The sequence below is a fragment of the Providencia rettgeri genome, assembly GCF_041075285.1.
Classification (GTDB): domain Bacteria; phylum Pseudomonadota; class Gammaproteobacteria; order Enterobacterales; family Enterobacteriaceae; genus Providencia; species Providencia rettgeri_G.
The window spans coordinates 3,738,940-3,755,255 of sequence record NZ_CP163512.1 but is presented as its reverse complement, the minus strand read 5'-3'; the positions used below and the strand labels follow the sequence as shown (position 1 = coordinate 3,755,255).

Genomic DNA, 16,316 nt, shown 5'->3' with positions numbered 1-16,316 from the left:
ATGAAAATATTAATATTACTTCTCGCAACCTTACTATTTTCACCTACCATTTTTGCATTCCAATGTAAAACAAATGGCGGTCAAGAGGTCGGTGGCGGAACACAGAGTATACAGGATGTTCCTCTCGATAATGATATATTTTCGGTACCTAATCGAATTAATGAATTCGCAGATGTGAGCGACTTTATGACTTGCCGTAACGAAGCACCCTCTGCATATGTCGATTATCTCAATGTCACAGGGGCAGACTTAGGACCAGCATTTAAAAACAACCCAGAATTAAAAGCCGGTGTTGTTGTACGTGGTGCTTACTATTTAGCCCCTTTTAGCGGTCAAGAAATTCAAGTTTTTCGTTTAACAACCGCCTCTGAGCCTTTACAAATTAAGTTATATTTACAAGTCAATGTTAAACCTACACCTTCAGTATTAGTCAGAAAAGGCGATTTACTGATGACGTTAGACCTCCATAAATACGCAACATTTATAGGTAGCAATCAACATATTGACCACGCTTATTTTAAATGGAATTTCTATGCTGGTAACGATGTGGTTGTTGGAACAGGGACATGTGATATCAATGATAACCAAATTATTATTGTTGATTTTGAAACAGTTAATGCATCAGGCATTTCAACCGTTGGTAGCGCAAGCCGTTTTCAGCGTAATGTTGATATCACATACCGTTGTGAAGATAATAACCTAACAGCCCCCATAAAAATGCTCTTAAGCGGAGAGACATCAACCTTTTCGTCTGATGCGCTACTCGTTAGAACAGGTGATATCGGTAGCCAGGGTCCGATTATGCCTGGGCTAGGTGTGGAAGTTTATCATCAAGGTCAACGTGTCTCACCAATGAATGGGCATTTCAATTCAAAAATCGAAAACGGTTATGGCCGTGATACATTAATGTTTACGTTAGTTAAGAAACCCAATTTATCGCCAAATGAACTAACAGAAGGGCAATTTAACGCTGCTGCGACTATTATTATGTCCACCCCCTGATCATAAGAAAGAGGTTTTTCGTTGATAAAAGCCTCTTTCTAATTGCCTATTCACAATTCCCAACTGAATAGTACTTATCAAAAATTACAATATATTTTCGACTTTTTTTCTTTAAGCGCGCATCTTTAAACTCTTGATCAGGTAATAAATAAAAGACGTAAGGCTCTGAGTCATCATCCGCATCACAGCTTTCATGCAATAGCACTCTAAAGTAGGTATTACCTGTATTCTTCAATATCCCTTTATTTGGATTAATCTCATATTTAAAATTAGGTTTTTGGGGTCTTACGACAAAGTATGTTTCAAGACTAACTGTTGGATAAAATAACGGTATTTTCTTTTGAACATCATCATTACGCATATCCAAAGGCGTCTCACTAATAATAATCTTGTAATAACGCTCGGTTTCATCTGTTTGTCCCCGATAAAAAATCTTAAAAAACTCTTGTTCTCCCGGTAATAAAATTTTCTTCAATGGTGTAAAGATAATTTCACCATTGAGTATCGGTGCCCCCTGCTCTTGACTACCCGGTTTATCAATTTTATAAGCACTAAAATTGTATAAATTCGTCTTTTTCGTATCATTAACGTATGGCTTAGAAAAAAACTCTTGGCCCGATTCCATCGAAGATATATCTGAATTGATATATAACGCAAACGCATTGTTGTATAACGAAGACACTACAATCAAGAATAGGATTTTAAGTAAAAGAAAAGGGTTCATAATAAAAATCCGATATTGAATTGAATGGCAAATTGGCTTTAATAAAAAGACTACTTGCGTTTTTACAAGTAGCCATAGATAACCATTAAATTTACTGAATATCAGGCCCCGTCCAAATGGCTTTAACCGTGATTGTTCCTCTTGCCGAGACTGTACCTAGCCAATCAATGCCGTCTAATGTAAAAAATGAATTTGCATCATTCATTGGAAATGATAAGTCTAAATTAGTGCGATAAAAGGAACCGAGATCTTCATTTGGCCTATCCCATGGTGTTTCCATCCATAATGCATTTTTCAATGAAATTTCATTGTTATCACAACTTGCTCGGTATGACTCCTTTATCCCACTCGCATTTTTAAATGACAAATAAGCAGAAAAAGGCACATTCAATTTGTTATCGTTTGACGTAAACAAGCAATACGACTGACCTTTTAATGTTGTTTGAGGTCCTTCAACTTTCGCCGTGATAGAATCAGCCTGTCTTGGTCCGCTAGTGGTCACTATATAATTAAATTCTATTGGTGGCTCTTCACTACCAACCTTCCCCGTTTTCGATTGATTTGGATTAAAATCCGCAGGAATAATGCTAATTCCATAATCTCTTGGTTTAATAATTAGGTAGTTAGAAGGCGTAAACTCATAAAAGCCAGACTGAGGAAGCGGAGATTGAAAGCCAAACGTATAAACACTGTCTGCCAATGTAACGGTGGAATTTGGCGAAGCATCAACAATCGATTTTAAATAAGTATTGGAGAGAAAAACCTCAATATTCTGTGAACCATTATTAAAGATCTCAGACATATTTGTTGTTGAAGACCAATTTGTCCAGCGTGTACTATTGGTTCCTTTATATTTTATCGATGCTGCGCTCGGAGCTCTTGCTAAACCTAATTTTGCACTATCAATATACATACGGACAGTAAACGTCCCGCTAATTGATGAACCTTTAGTTTCTAACTCAACCAATTTGCAAATTACGCCAGAATCACTCCCAACAATACCCGTAGAACAAAAATTAGAGCCAAGCCCAACCGTTGGATTACCATTACTGTCCACGAAAACCTCTTGTAAGGCTCCTGTGCCTTTCAGAATAATGTTCCCCTTTTTATTAGTTGGAATGTAATGTTGCTGCGTACTTGTTCGCCCTCCACTGGTCATACAGGTCGCATTGCTAAGATCATAATCATCACGACTCGTACATGTTCTTAAATCAAAGGTATATTCTGTTCCCGGTGGTATTTCTGCCAACCATCGATAAAACGCCTCTGAAAAAATGGGTCTTGAATACCCAGACTCACCTGGCGTACCCGTTTGTTGTATTTTATACGCGCCATTTTCCCGTAATTGCTGAGCAGACCAATAAGATGTTGCTGGGCAATTTCGGTTGTTTGTCATACAACGGTTTCCAATAAAAGGTTGGCTGACTGGGGAATTCTCTAACCAAATATCGCCAATATTATAAGCCGAACTAAAAGGCGTTCCGGTATACCCCATATAACCTAAACTTAACTGGCTATTACGCTGATATTTTGTGAAAACATTGGAACCAGAGAAACGTGGGTCAACCCTATTTGCAACAATAAAGAATTCATTATCAACTTGGTTTTCAACAATGACATATTCTTGCAGTGGTGCGGTTGCCGCAAAAGAATTCGGCGCTAGAACAGCCCATGAAAAAAATAGCGCTATTATTGATAGTAATCGCATATTAAATAAACCTTTAAAGAGATAATTAACGTTTTGCAAATGCTTCTTGAGGTTCACAGGTCACCTCACCAACCCATAATGCACCGCGTGCATCTTGTAGGTTTAAGTCTGCTTCGCAAATAGTCTGTTGGTCGTCTTGTAATAACGATATCACTGGGTATCGGACATCAACGTCCATGGAAAACTCACCATTTTGATCTGTTTTTGTTCGACCGATATGGTTTCTAATAGAGGCATATTTTATATATTCGCCCTTCGGGGATTTCAGACGACCAAATACGGTTACTAATTGCCTAACTTCAGGCTGATAAAGAGCAATATTTCCTGGATATAACGTAACGGATTTATTTCGACCAGAGACAATATCAAAACTGTCTTTTGATTTACCATCATTCATTAATTGAATGTCGTAATCAGAATAAGGAGACAATGGAATAAAGGTATTTTTCCCACTGATTGGGTAATTTTGACCATTCACTTTAGCGACCATACTGCCGCTACCTTTAATATCAGAATGAATAATTACACCGGACTTACCTTGCTGTCCGCTTGGTGTGATCATGCCGTTGCTATAGGCCACTGAACCGCGAGAAGTTAAATTACCATTGAGGCGGTTATTATCTGGTCTGTTAATCGTTACAGTACCGGAATTATATTTTGTATCGTAAGATGCATAAGCCAGAGTTGAAAAATCCGACTCACCATTATCTTTATCACGAACCAATTTTGAAACAGAAACACCTGCGTTAGTGATCACTGAGTTTTCAAAATTCTTATTCGCGTAAATATTGGCTTTCACGTTACCGTTTGTTGAAGAAACGCCTGTGCTTAACCAAGTAGAAAGTGGTAAAGAGAAATCGAGATTTACATATTTTTCGTTGGTGCTGTTTTGATTATCATAATGGTAACGTTGCACACCCGCCCTTAAACCTACGGTTCCATAACGACCAGAGAATAATGTATTGGCATATTCATAGTTAATTGAATCACTGCCGACACGTCGGTCTTTGGTATTACTGATAGTAAATGAGCCCGTTCTATCAATAATTTTATCAAAATTAATTGTGCCACCGTAAGAATAGCTATCAGCATCATAAAGCGGTAAATCCCCCTTTACCACCGTCTTTTCTTTAGAAGCCCATAAAGAACCGTAACCTTCAGGAATATTGACCGAAATCGTCGCAATGTTGCGATGGCTGCCATGATTCTCTAACATGCCCTGCCAAGATACTGAAATATAGTTATTTAAAGTGGCATTAACACTCGTTTCTTGTACAACAAACTTATCAAATCCATAATTAGACATTTGAAAACGAACACCTGATAGCACAGGGAAGTTATACGCAAAAGAAACACCCGCTAAATAGCTTTTTTCAGGGGTTTGACTATGTGAATCTTCACCTCTCACATAATGGCGTTTATCAAAATCAATATAACCACCATAAATTTCCCAATTGAGTTTATCGTAATTTCCCGTTATCGCACCGAAGGATTTATTAATTGTTTGGTGCTGAGTGGTGACAACTTTCCCATCAACAACAGTTTCGATAGTCACTTCATAAATACCATAAGGCAGAACACTGGTATCAACTTCAAAATTACCCATAGGGAAATTTTGGATATTTAATAATTTACCTTGGCGGTATATACGCACTTCACCTGGACTATTTAAAAAAGCATAAATGGGTGTTAGTGACTGCTGTTTATTCACCACCATACTGGATGAATTATTCCCAATGGAGGCAGCATAAATTTTACTACTACTCAGTGCCGTCAAACTGGCAATAGATTGTAAATTCCATGTGCTCATTAAGCCGAGAGCAAAACGGAATCCATTAAAATCATGCTCATACATTGCGCGATAAAGCTCAACGTTCGAATTCGATTTTCCAATACTATAAGCAGATGCATTCACGTTAAAATGATGTTCTGCGGCAGCAAATAAGGTATCTAAATTAAAATAACTGCTTGATGAATCTTTCGCGTCTTTGACTCGGCTCTGAAATACCCCTAAATCATAATTAGCGACCGCTGAAAGTGAATTAACGGATGAGTTTCCTAAAACAGATTGTCGCGCATGCTCTTTTGGGGCAAAAGCGGCTTTATCAACATCTAGTGATAGGTTGAATGAAGAGATATTTAATTGAAGAACGGCATTGTTATCAATCAAAATGCTATTACTTTCATTAAAAATAGCATTTTTCTTACTTTCAAGTTTTTCAACTAATAGATTATTAAGTTTCGCCCCCTGATCTGTATCAATGAGATGAAGACTTGATAATTTAATTTTATCCTGATCAATGACGATAACTGCATCCGCAATTTTGCTTTCACTCTGATTTTTTTTAGTATCATCATTCAGCCGTAAAAAAACAGGCACAGACATTCCTTCCTCCAAAGCATTCACAAATGCAGGAGGAATAATGTATCCACCAATCTTAATACTTTTCATTTCATCAGCATTAATCGAATTCGAAAAGATAATACTTAATATTGATAAAGCAATAGCACTCTTACGCATGATTTAAGTCCATTCTTCATTATTTGACAACAATGAACTCTCCTTTGTGCCAAATACCTACGCTAGATTTTTTATTTGAGAGATCGACAAATTGCAATTTAACGGCTAAATGTGGCATGAGGTAATACCGTTCACGGCATATTCCATCCACTGCGTATTTTTGTTTTTCTGCTAAACAGGGTCCTGAAGCCACAACCCTAAAAGAACTATTACCAATATTCGCAACTTGTGAGTTTATATATTGGTAATTAAAATTTTCAATTCTTGGGGCGACAACCAAAATCGTACTAATTGTTGCCGATGTCGTCGCTGATGCTGATTTTGAACTTTGTGTCACACCACTTTCACCGATAGGGTCATCTTTCCAGTTTAAACGGTAATAACGCTCTTTGTCGTCCTTTGGGCCTTGATAAATAATTTTAAAGACATCTTTCGCTTTGCCTGGAAGAATTAAATTAGCAGGTGTTGATAATATTTCATTAGGGTCAATAACTGGAATAACCTTTCCATTCTCAAGTGGGGAATCTATTTTTTCAATTGTTAAATTGACCAATCTTGCCGTATTGACTGTATTTTCAATTTCTTTCGCTATCGTATTTTCATCGGATGACATTATCTCAGTAATGTTTCCGACATTAACAGCGAAGCTATTTTTTAATGGAAGCAATGATAATAAAATTAACGCTAATGTTATTTTCTTCATAATCATAAATTTCTAAAAAAAGAATAACGATAAAGATATTATTTCCCTATAGTATCTTTATCGTAAGATTCAATTATCTAATAAAGGTATAATTAAGGCGCTGGAGTAAAAGTACCGTCCCAAGTAGCGGTAAATTGAACTTTCACATCACCATCCCATGTACCATCTGTCAGTGCTTTAAAGTCTGTTGCAGCGCCAGCCGCTTCTGCACTTGCAATAACAAAGGTGAATTCACCACGGTCTGTTGCGCGCTCAGAACCATTATAAATACCGTCAGCAGCTAAGTTATCTAAACCAGAAGTTAAACCTTTAGATGTATCAATTAAAACTAACTCTGTGTTTTTATTTAAGTCTTCGCCATTCCATTTAACACCAACGGTTAATTTAGAATCGTCAGTAGTTCTTGTTAATGTGTTAGCAATAATTTTTGATGCTAATTTAAAGTCTGTTGCTCCAGCTTGCCCTTGAATAGCAATATCGAAAGCGCCATTTTGCTGGTTAAAACTTTTTTGGCCTTCTGCATAATTAAACGTTAAACTTCTTAATGGAGTTACAACTAACATACTAGTTGTATCTTTAATTGCTGTTGCTTGCCAAGTCGCCGTCGCTTGAGCAGTACGTGTATCAGCATTAGCAGCGGTTGCAAAAGAAGCAGCAATAATTGTTGATAGCAAAACAGATGCCATTTTTTTATTTAACATATTATTCTCTCTAATTTAAATTTATATCAAAAAATAATTACATAGTATAAAAAACACTTTTAACCGTGCTTTTTATAAAATATAATCAACAAAATAATCAGCTTATCTGATTATTTCATTAGGCTAGTTGAGTTGACTAGATGTTATTTATGAAGTTTTTTGTAGAATAGCCTTTCCATGAAAGGTATTTATTTTTACTCTCGTTTCGATCTGTTTTTATTCCAATTACTGATTCATTTTCGAGAAACCGAAGTACATCAATCCATCTTTTATCAAGTATTCTCAAGAATTGTTCTAGTTGATCTAATGTAATTGATGTGGTGCCTGTTTCATACCGCGAGATTTGTTGCTGACTAATATTCATTAATTTAGCCATCTGTTTTCCTGTCATGTTTTTTTCTTTACGGGCTCGCCTTAAGAAAATACCAACATGAGCACTAATTATATTAGATTTCATTAACCACACTCCAATATAAAATAATTAATTAAAAATTTAATTTTTATTAATAATAAATACATTAAAATAAGAGTAAAAACGTTTATATCGATCGAAACGCTTTTTTTGATAGCCACCAGCTATCAAACATTAAATATCGATCACTTTAACTTATTAATATACGCATTTTTCGGGTATATTATTTAAGGAAAGAATAATTAAGCGCATGATAAATATATCAATTAAGTACTATTACTCTATTTTAATTTATGGAGAATATTATTGAGAATAATTCCCAGAGCTAGATTACACCTATGAGGTTAAAAACACACAAGGTTACAATGAATTACAAATTGAAACAAAGTACATAAAATCCAATAATATAAACCCATAATATGGGTAAAATAATAAACCAAAAATATGGCTGGTTTTAGTTTTATTGATAATAAATAATAACCAAGCCAATACTTATCTCTAAAAAAATAACGTCCCACCTCAATATAACAGTTAGAAAGCAAGGAAAAATGCGATAATCAGTCGGTTTTAGTTATGTTTTTCAAATTACTAGTATTACGAGTATTGATAAGCTTATATTCATTATTGATATTTGGGCTAATGGCCTGTTAAAACGAAAAAGGGAATCAACTGCTTTAAAACACAACATCAATACTAAGTAGATTTACTTAGAAAAACAAATGATATTATACTAACCAAGCCGAAGAAAAGGTTTATGAAATCATCTAACTGAAAGCGCCATATAAAAATGGCGCTCTAGTCATGACATTGCGGACATCTTTGAAAGCTATTTTTTATATGGTTTCAGGCGCTTCACCGTTTCTTCAATATCAATTTCATCTTCAGAAAACGTCAAAGTCGTGCCATGTAGTGTGGTAATTGCTAATTTTTTCAGTGAGCGCATATCACCCGGTTTAGTTTCTGTTTTTGGGCGAATATTGCTCATCAGTGCACCGACTGATAACACCGTATTAGCTTTATCAATACCTGCATCTGCCGGAACATCTTCACTAAAAACAAGAAAAGATTTAATTGAAGTAAGTTTCAAACGCTCACCAGCAATATAAATATATTTGCTTTCCGGGATCACCTTAACCGCATAAGCAGATAAACCTTTATTATTGGTTGTGGGTTCAAAGGTGATTTCAGCACCTTTTTTGATCAGTTCAGGATTAGCAACCTTAATCACATGAAAATAACGGTTATCACCATTCTCATCTTTGATAAATCCAAAGCCTTTATCTTCAAACCACGTTGTGATTGTTCCTTTCATTGCCATTACCACCTAATTAATCGTTGATGAACTCAGTTTCTCTGACGCAGTATAAAGCACAATGCCAGCTCAAACCATGTCTTTGGTTTTCAGCATGATGACCAATTTCGTACAATGTAACGGGGACTAATAACGATAAATTGGTTATTATTCGCCGTCATTCTTCATTCAGAGAGCGCGATGTCTACAATTATTGATACCTTTATTGCCCCGCCTTGCCATGAGCGGATTGATATCCTTCATCAAGACGAACATTTATTGATTATCAATAAGCCTTCGGGGTTGCTCAGCCTTTCAGGGAAAAATCCTCAGAATTTGGATTCTGTACATCATCGACTCGTAAAGCTATTTCCAAGTTGTACCCTTGTCCATCGCTTAGATTTTGGGACGTCTGGACTGATGATTATTGCGCTCAATAAAGCCACCAATGCTGCGCTTTGCCAACAGTTTAGCCAACGCACTGTGACAAAAACCTATCAAGCCCTACTGTGTGGACACCTGAGTGAAAATGAAGGAATAATTGATGCACCGATTGCAAAAGACCCAGCGCTATTTCCGGTGATGTCTATTTGCGAAGTCAATGGAAAACCCGCGCGTTCTCGTTATTTGGTTATTGAGCGCTTTCAACAGGCATTAAAGGGAAACGCCATCATTCCACTCACTCGAGTACAGCTCACCCCTGAAACGGGTCGCACCCACCAGCTACGTATTCATTGCCAATATTTGGGGCATCCCATTTTGGGCTGTGATTTATACGGAGGTCAACGGCTATCTGGCACAGAAAACATACCGCGGTTGATGTTACACGCAAGCGAGCTGCAATTTACGCATCCCATTAGCCGCAAACGACTCCATATCACTCATAACAGCCCATTTTAATAACCTATAAATAGGTAAATAGTTCAAATTGCAGCTAGGCGTCAAGTGAAGGCATCCTTAGGAGCATACATAAGTCTATGACTAAGGTGACTGAACGTAGACAACAACGCTGCGGTTTGAGACTGTTTATTAATAAGTTAACTGCTTAAAAATACTCTAAATAGTTCAAATTGCAGCTAGGCGTCAAGTGAAGGCATTCTTAGGAGCATACATAAGTATGTGACTAAGGTGACTGAACGTAGACAACAACGCTGCGGTTTGAAATATGACGAGTATTTACCACATCAAATCATCAGGAACCTTAAACTCAGCATATGGATCATCTTCGTCCTGCGCTTCCTCACTCAACGCATTATTTAATACAATGCTGTTCGCATCTCTTTGGGTAATTTTATCTGCCACAACCGCAGGAATTATTGCATATTCATTTACCTCAATATTATCAATGGGTAAACGTGCAATAGCTAAACGCCCACTAATGAGCTGCTTTTGTGTGAGTTTATCCACCATCACTTGTTTAATCACATTGTTGTCCGTGAAGTTAAAAGCAATATCGCCTTTTGCTATCTCAATTTTGTTCATTTCGATCAGTTGCTTCACTTGCGCTTTGTATTCTTTCGCCAAAACCGCTTGTTTTTGTTGCTCACTCAACTGCTTATCACGCTCAAGCTGCGCTTTTTTATTTTCTTCTACCGCTTCTCTCGCTTCTCGCGCTTGTACTCGTGATTTTTTCGCGGTTCTTTGGACTTTAGCCATTTTTTTACTGGTGACCAGTCCTGCCTGTAGCATCTGTTCTTGTAAGGTGAGTTTTGCCATTTTTATTTCCACATCAATGAATTTGTCAGTGAGATAATTAGGGATTATACCTGTAATTGTTGAGCATGTACCGCATCGGTGAGTGAGCGTGTATATGTCTATTGAAGGAAGGGCACTTTGTGATTTCGATGTTGAGTTTTAAAATAGATTAAATCAATAAACCCTAATGACTCTATTTACCACATCATTAGGGTTTATGTTTATGACACACTTAATTTATTACTAACATTAATTTTTAATTTCTTCTGTTAAATCATCACTATATGTTTCTTTTGTCACACAGACACAAGCAATTGTGATTAAAGCCATGCAAGCTAAAAATGCTGAGATAGGCCATGAATTACCACCAGACCACACCAGTAAAAGCGTACCAATCATTGGCGTGAGCCCTCCTACAATATTTGCAAGTTGGAAGCCTAAAGACACGCCGGTATACCTGACTTTTGTATCAAATAACTCCGCGAAAAATGCCGGTTGTACACTAAACATCATTCCTAACCCAACGGAGTAACAAAAAGACGTGGCAAACATAAACATTTTAACGGAACCGCTATCAATCATCCAAAATAAAGGAAAAGCAAAGATAAAGGTGATTGTGGCCCCCGCTAAATAAACAGGACGACGACCGATTTTATCCGATAACCAGCCAAAGAACGGGAAGGTAAAAATGCCGCAGAAACTCGCTAGAAGTAAACCGTTTAACGCTGTTTCACGCGTAAAATCTAACTCACGAGTAACATACGACATGAAAAATGCCACGGTTAACCACCCTAATACAATTTCCCCCATGCGCATGCCCATTGCTAAAAATACCGATTTACGATAATGCTTTAACACGGTTAATACTGGGTATTTTTGTTCTTTCGTTTGAGTGGTCTGTTGTTGGCGTTGGTTTTCTTTAAAAACCGGTGTTTCTTCAATATTTGCACGGATATATAACCCAATAAATAATAACAAAATACTGACTAAGAAAGGCATTCTCCAACCTCAGGACATTAAAGCATCCTCAGGCAACATGACGACTAAAGCAAAAACACCTGTTGCAATAAATAACCCTAATACATTACCTAATTGGACAAACGTGCCAAAAAATCCACGGCGATGACGTGGTGCATATTCCGTAATGAGTGTTGTCGCACCGCCCCACTCCCCTCCGATAGCAAACCCTTGGCAGAGGCGTAAAAAGATCAAAAGCAACGGGGCCGCATTTCCTATCGATTCATAAGACGGGATTAACCCAATACAAAAGGTAGAAATTCCCATGATCATCAATGAAATCACCAACGATTTTTTACGACCAATTTTGTCCCCGTAGTGACCAAAAACGATGGCACCTATTGGGCGGCTGACAAAGGTAATCGACAACGTTAAAAATGAAACGATCAATGCCATTAACGGCGATAAATTTGGGAAAAATAATGTTGGAAAAACTAATGCTGCTGCTGTGCCATAAATAAAAAAATCATAAAACTCAATAGTTGTTCCTGCTAATCCTGAACCAAGAACAGTAACAAGCTTACGTTGCTGCTTTTTTTCTTGTTCACTTTCTTCATGTACCTGAGCTGTACTTGTTGCGGGTGTTAGTAGTGTCATTTTCCAATCCTCTACACAGTGATTATCGGTATGCTTGCATTAGCTATGTTATGTAAATACCTTTATTAATTTGCTAACTCGAGTTAGCCGATAATAGCAAAGGATATGGTTGCTCAAAGTTATTATTTATAATTTTGTGATGACGATCTTTTAAACTCTTATATCCAACTGATTTAAAAGCGTAATATATTTTATTTATTAATATGACATTATCTTTTAACAGATTTCATACAAAATAACTAAAGATAACTGAGTTCAGCCCAACACCCGTGATTAACAAAACAAAAACAAATAAAAACAATATATTAACATATCAACCTAAGGAGAATAATGATAACAGACGTATAAAACCAGATAATAAAATCAATTAATTTCAATGCGTTAAGAAAACAATCATGATATTTGTCACATATTTAGTTTAAACAAATTGAGTTATACAACCAATAATAATACCTTGCTAACTCGAATTAGCACACTTAGCATACTCAGCATCATTCATCAGGAGAGCTTCCTATGTTGACTTTTACCCCTCCCCCTCATCCGAAATTAATAACAACTCAATCCAATGAAGTATTATTGGTGACAAATGCTGACTTACGTGAACCAGCAAACGTGACCTGTTGGCCAACTCAAGCACTTTATGAGCAACGTTTAGCGGATGCATTAAACAACCTTGGCTACCAAATCAAACGAGCACACCCGGTAGATAATGAAAGAGGGCATGGGTTCATCAGTAGTCAGCGGGAAGGAAGTGATGTTTTTGCGCAAATAGCGCCTGACGCCCCCGTCATTGTTTTATTAACTGCATGGCAATATTCACACCATATTGCCCCTTCATTAGTTCATCACCGTGGTCCGATCTTACTATTAGCCAACTTCGATGGCACATGGCCTGGGCTAGTGGGTATGTTGTGTATGGCTGGGTGCTTGACAAGTTTGGGCTGCCACTACTCACGATTATGGTCGGAAACCTTCACTGACGAATTCTTTATGAAAGGTCTACAGACATGGCTTGAGGATGGTTTTCTCAATCATAAATTAGATTATTTATACCCATTAAAAGCGACCGATGCCGTTATGGGAACCCCTGAAGGTAAAATTGGTCGTGAGATGGGCCAAGCTATGTTACGGGATAAAGCCATTATTGGGTTATTTGATAGTTTTTGCATGGGAATGATTAATGGGGTTTTCCCACAAAAATCAATGATTGATATAGGAATGCCGATCGAGTCCTTATCTCAGTCTGCATTGCTAATTGAAATGCAAAAAGTACCACAATCCTTACGAGAAGCCTGCTTGGCATGGTATCAATCCCAAGGAATGACCTTTAAATTTGGTACAAACCACCACAACGAATTAACCCGTGAGCAAGTGTTAGAACAGTGCGCCATGATGATAGCGATGGCTCGGTTTACAAAAAGATTTGGTTTAAGTGCGGTTGGAGTGCAATACCAGCAAGGCTTGAAAGACAGTTGTGCCGCTTCAGACTTTGCCGAAGGGGCTATCGGTAACTCGGCACGTTTCCCTATACCCGATGAAAATGGTGACATTATTGCACCAAACCTACCGATCACCTGTATTAATGAGGTTGATATGGGCAGCGCTATCCCGCAAGTGATCATGGCTAAGCTATTACAATCATTAAATATTGCCAGTGAAACAACGTTGCATGACATTCGTTGGGGAAGTGAGTATGAAGGCACTTTCTACTGGGATTTTGAAATTTCAGGCGCAGTTCCATTTGCACATTTAAAAGGAGGTATTGCCGGGGCAACAGGTTATCGCCAGCCTCCAATGTTTTTCCCATTTGGGGGGTCAACAATCGCAGGGCAAGGGAAAAAAGGTCGATTTATCTGGGCTCGTGCCCATTATGAAGGGCTCCAAGTGATAATGCATATTGGAACAGGTACCGCCGTTGAACTTCCAGATGCCGAATTTGAACGTCGTCGCCGAGCAACGAATTATGAGTGGCCATTATTAAATGCTGTACTTGATGGGGTCTCTCGTGATTCATTAATGGCTGGACATCAAAGTAACCATTTGTCGATAGCCTATGTCGATGAGGATATTTTAGGTAACGTAGTCCAAGCCTTTGCAGCACAAGCAATGACGCAAAATATCCAAGTGTTGATTGCAGGGGACGCCCGTCAATATTTTATCCATCAATAAATAAAAAAATAAGGAACACATTATGACTGACCCACTTTTCTCATTACAAGATAAAATTATTATTGTCACTGGTGGATTAGGGCAGCTTGGCGCACAGTACGTCAAAACCCTGCATGAACGTGGCGCAAATGTTGCAGTCTTAGCAACCCACATTACGCAAGCGCGTTTGACTCAAGTATTAGGTTCATTAAAAGACTCTCCTCGCATAGCATGCTATGAAGTTAATATTACTGATAAATCAAGTATTAACAAAGTATTAGACCGTATTGAATCGACATGGGGAACGCCCGATGGTTTGGTGAATAACGCGGGTATCGATACTCAACCAAGCGCACCACCAGAGGTATCAGGACCATTTGAGGATTTTCCAGAAGAAATTTTCCGTGAAGTCGTTGATGTCAACCTTGTTGGTACCTTTTTAATGACCCAGCAAGTTGGAAAGCGAATGAGAAAGGCACAAAAAACCGGTTCTATCGTCAATATTGGTTCAATTTATGGTGTTGTATCACCTGTTCAAGATATCTATAGCTATAAAAAGGAAGATACTGGCATTCCTTTTATTAAACCTGTTGCCTATGCAGCCGCCAAATCGGGTATCTATAATTTTACCCGCTATTGCGCTACCTATTGGGGGAAAGAAGGTATTCGTGTGAATACATTAACGCTTTCAGGTGTTGCCCGGCAGGATCAAGACCCGCGCTTCCAAAAAAATTACACTGACCGCATTCCAATTGGTCGCATGGCGAAACCCGATGAGTTTAATGGCGCTATTGTCTTTATGCTTTCTAACGCATCTTGTTATATGACAGGTGCTAACCTTGTCATTGATGGAGGTTGGACAGCATGGTAAATCAACAGCAAGATAAATGGGCTAAATTTCGAGGTATTATGTCTGCCATTGTTACCCCAATGCATGACAATGAAGATATCAATACCACGGCATTAGATACCCTTGTGAAACACCAACTAGCACGGGGGGTTGAAGGGTTTTATTGCTGCGGCTCATCGGGTGAAGGCCCTCTGTTACATTTAGACGAACGAAAACAAGTTCTTGAGACGATTATTACAAGCAGTGAAGGGAAAGTGCCTGTTATTAGCCATATTGGGGCCCCTAGAACCCAAGATGCCGTCGAATTAGCAAAACACGCAGAAAGTGTGGGTGCGAGTGCCGTTTCTTTGGTTCCTCCTTACTATTATAAATACAGTAATGAAGCGATTATTCGTTATTACCAACGTATTTTAGATGAAACATCACTGCCTGTTATTTTGTATAATATTCCACAATTTACAGGTGTCGAACTGGACCTCGAAACGGCAAAGACATTATTTAGCAACGAGCAAACATTAGGTGTAAAACACACTTCCCACAACCTTTACGCCTTAGAACGAATGGTGGATAAACACCCTGAAAAAGTTTTCTTTAATGGCTTTGATGAAATTTTTCTTGCCAGTTTGGCGGCGGGAACAACTGCAACTGTCGGAACAACCGTAAATATCCAACCTGAACTTTTTCTCGCGGTTCGCCACTGTTTTGCAAAAGGCGATTTTGTCACCGCACAAAAACTACAGCAGCAAATCAATGATGTCGTTGAAACCATGGTCAATAATGGTATTTTTCAATCAACAAAATACTTAGCAGGGCTAGATGTTGCCTATTTAGGTCCTGCAAGAGAACCCTTTATCCCTTTGAATTCAGTGCAAAAACAAGCTCTCAATAATTTGCATTCTCGTTTACAAGAATACATTCGCTCTGCTCGCACCTTAATTGAGTGAAAA

Annotated in this window: 13 protein-coding genes and 1 pseudogene; 5 read left to right on the top strand and 9 right to left on the bottom strand. The window is 37.9% G+C overall.

Going from position 1 to position 16,316, the window contains the following annotated elements:
- Complete coding sequence (locus AB6N04_RS17265; RefSeq protein WP_369309448.1) at positions 1-1,002, top strand: fimbrial protein; 1,002 nt, start codon at positions 1-3, stop codon at positions 1,000-1,002.
- 46 nt (positions 1,003-1,048) lie between these two features.
- On the opposite strand, the gene AB6N04_RS17260 is transcribed toward AB6N04_RS17265, so the two are convergent.
- From AB6N04_RS17260 to AB6N04_RS17230, 7 genes are all read right to left on the bottom strand, one after another.
- On the bottom strand, positions 1,049-1,726 hold the full coding sequence (locus AB6N04_RS17260; RefSeq protein ID WP_369309447.1) for a fimbrial protein: 678 nt from the start codon (positions 1,724-1,726) through the stop codon (positions 1,049-1,051).
- A 91-nt stretch (positions 1,727-1,817) separates the two neighbouring features.
- On the bottom strand, positions 1,818-3,434 hold the full coding sequence (locus AB6N04_RS17255; RefSeq protein ID WP_369309446.1) for a fimbrial protein: 1,617 nt from the start codon (positions 3,432-3,434) through the stop codon (positions 1,818-1,820).
- Positions 3,435-3,459: 25 nt separating this feature from the next.
- Positions 3,460-5,955, bottom strand: coding sequence for a CS1-pili formation C-terminal domain-containing protein (locus tag AB6N04_RS17250; RefSeq protein ID WP_369309445.1), 2,496 nt, complete (start codon positions 5,953-5,955; stop codon positions 3,460-3,462).
- Between the two features lie 19 nt (positions 5,956-5,974).
- On the bottom strand, positions 5,975-6,658 hold the full coding sequence (locus AB6N04_RS17245; protein WP_369309444.1) for a hypothetical protein: 684 nt from the start codon (positions 6,656-6,658) through the stop codon (positions 5,975-5,977).
- 92 nt (positions 6,659-6,750) lie between these two features.
- Positions 6,751-7,359 carry a common pilus major fimbrillin subunit EcpA gene (locus AB6N04_RS17240; protein ID WP_369309443.1) on the bottom strand — a complete coding sequence of 203 codons (609 nt, stop codon included), beginning with the start codon at positions 7,357-7,359 and terminating at the stop codon, positions 6,751-6,753.
- Positions 7,360-7,495: 136 nt separating this feature from the next.
- Positions 7,496-7,816: a helix-turn-helix domain-containing protein gene (locus AB6N04_RS17235; protein ID WP_369309442.1), complete on the bottom strand. Its 321-nt coding sequence runs from the start codon at positions 7,814-7,816 to the stop codon at positions 7,496-7,498.
- Between the two features lie 781 nt (positions 7,817-8,597).
- Positions 8,598-9,089, bottom strand: coding sequence for a cold shock domain-containing protein (locus AB6N04_RS17230; RefSeq protein WP_369309441.1), 492 nt, complete (start codon positions 9,087-9,089; stop codon positions 8,598-8,600).
- 174 nt (positions 9,090-9,263) lie between these two features.
- Between AB6N04_RS17230 and AB6N04_RS17225 the strand changes: the two genes are divergently transcribed.
- Positions 9,264-9,962 carry an RluA family pseudouridine synthase gene (locus tag AB6N04_RS17225; protein WP_369309440.1) on the top strand — a complete coding sequence of 233 codons (699 nt, stop codon included), beginning with the start codon at positions 9,264-9,266 and terminating at the stop codon, positions 9,960-9,962.
- Between the two features lie 276 nt (positions 9,963-10,238).
- Here AB6N04_RS17225 and AB6N04_RS17220 read toward each other — a convergent pair whose 3' ends face one another.
- Together AB6N04_RS17220 and AB6N04_RS17215 are read right to left on the bottom strand one after the other, a co-directional pair.
- Entirely contained in the window at positions 10,239-10,778 is a 540-nt protein-coding gene (locus AB6N04_RS17220) for a DUF2058 domain-containing protein (RefSeq protein WP_369309439.1), read from the bottom strand.
- 228 nt (positions 10,779-11,006) lie between these two features.
- Positions 11,007-12,371: pseudogene (locus tag AB6N04_RS17215) on the bottom strand (MFS transporter).
- Between the two features lie 513 nt (positions 12,372-12,884).
- Between AB6N04_RS17215 and AB6N04_RS17210 the strand changes: the two are divergent.
- From AB6N04_RS17210 to AB6N04_RS17200, 3 genes are read left to right on the top strand one after another with little or no spacing between them, the layout of a single operon-like run.
- On the top strand, positions 12,885-14,540 hold the full coding sequence (locus tag AB6N04_RS17210; protein ID WP_369309438.1) for a signal transduction protein: 1,656 nt from the start codon (positions 12,885-12,887) through the stop codon (positions 14,538-14,540).
- Between the two features lie 22 nt (positions 14,541-14,562).
- The gene (locus AB6N04_RS17205) at positions 14,563-15,390 is read left to right on the top strand and encodes an SDR family oxidoreductase (RefSeq protein ID WP_369309437.1); all 828 of its coding nucleotides are present in this window, start codon (positions 14,563-14,565) and stop codon (positions 15,388-15,390) included.
- Positions 15,384-16,313, top strand: a complete 930-nt coding sequence (locus AB6N04_RS17200) for a dihydrodipicolinate synthase family protein (RefSeq protein ID WP_369309436.1) — start codon at positions 15,384-15,386, stop codon at positions 16,311-16,313. The genes AB6N04_RS17205 and AB6N04_RS17200 overlap by 7 nt, the downstream gene beginning before the upstream one ends.
- The last annotated feature ends 3 nt before the right edge of the window (positions 16,314-16,316 follow it).

What these genes read in the sequence shown, in the direction of transcription:
- AB6N04_RS17260 (WP_369309447.1), bottom strand. Translation starts at nt 1,726, where the DNA reads ATGAACCCTTTTCTTTTACTTAAAATCCTATTCTTGATTGTAGTGTCT.
- AB6N04_RS17205 (WP_369309437.1), top strand. Translation starts at nt 14,563, where the DNA reads ATGACTGACCCACTTTTCTCATTACAAGATAAAATTATTATTGTCACT.
- AB6N04_RS17240 (WP_369309443.1), bottom strand. Translation starts at nt 7,359, where the DNA reads ATGTTAAATAAAAAAATGGCATCTGTTTTGCTATCAACAATTATTGCT.
- AB6N04_RS17265 (WP_369309448.1), top strand. Translation starts at nt 1, where the DNA reads ATGAAAATATTAATATTACTTCTCGCAACCTTACTATTTTCACCTACC.
- AB6N04_RS17235 (WP_369309442.1), bottom strand. Translation starts at nt 7,816, where the DNA reads ATGAAATCTAATATAATTAGTGCTCATGTTGGTATTTTCTTAAGGCGA.
- AB6N04_RS17250 (WP_369309445.1), bottom strand. Translation starts at nt 5,955, where the DNA reads ATGCGTAAGAGTGCTATTGCTTTATCAATATTAAGTATTATCTTTTCG.
- AB6N04_RS17255 (WP_369309446.1), bottom strand. Translation starts at nt 3,434, where the DNA reads ATGCGATTACTATCAATAATAGCGCTATTTTTTTCATGGGCTGTTCTA.
- AB6N04_RS17230 (WP_369309441.1), bottom strand. Translation starts at nt 9,089, where the DNA reads ATGGCAATGAAAGGAACAATCACAACGTGGTTTGAAGATAAAGGCTTT.
- AB6N04_RS17245 (WP_369309444.1), bottom strand. Translation starts at nt 6,658, where the DNA reads ATGAAGAAAATAACATTAGCGTTAATTTTATTATCATTGCTTCCATTA.
- AB6N04_RS17210 (WP_369309438.1), top strand. Translation starts at nt 12,885, where the DNA reads ATGTTGACTTTTACCCCTCCCCCTCATCCGAAATTAATAACAACTCAA.
- AB6N04_RS17220 (WP_369309439.1), bottom strand. Translation starts at nt 10,778, where the DNA reads ATGGCAAAACTCACCTTACAAGAACAGATGCTACAGGCAGGACTGGTC.
- AB6N04_RS17225 (WP_369309440.1), top strand. Translation starts at nt 9,264, where the DNA reads ATGTCTACAATTATTGATACCTTTATTGCCCCGCCTTGCCATGAGCGG.
- AB6N04_RS17200 (WP_369309436.1), top strand. Translation starts at nt 15,384, where the DNA reads ATGGTAAATCAACAGCAAGATAAATGGGCTAAATTTCGAGGTATTATG.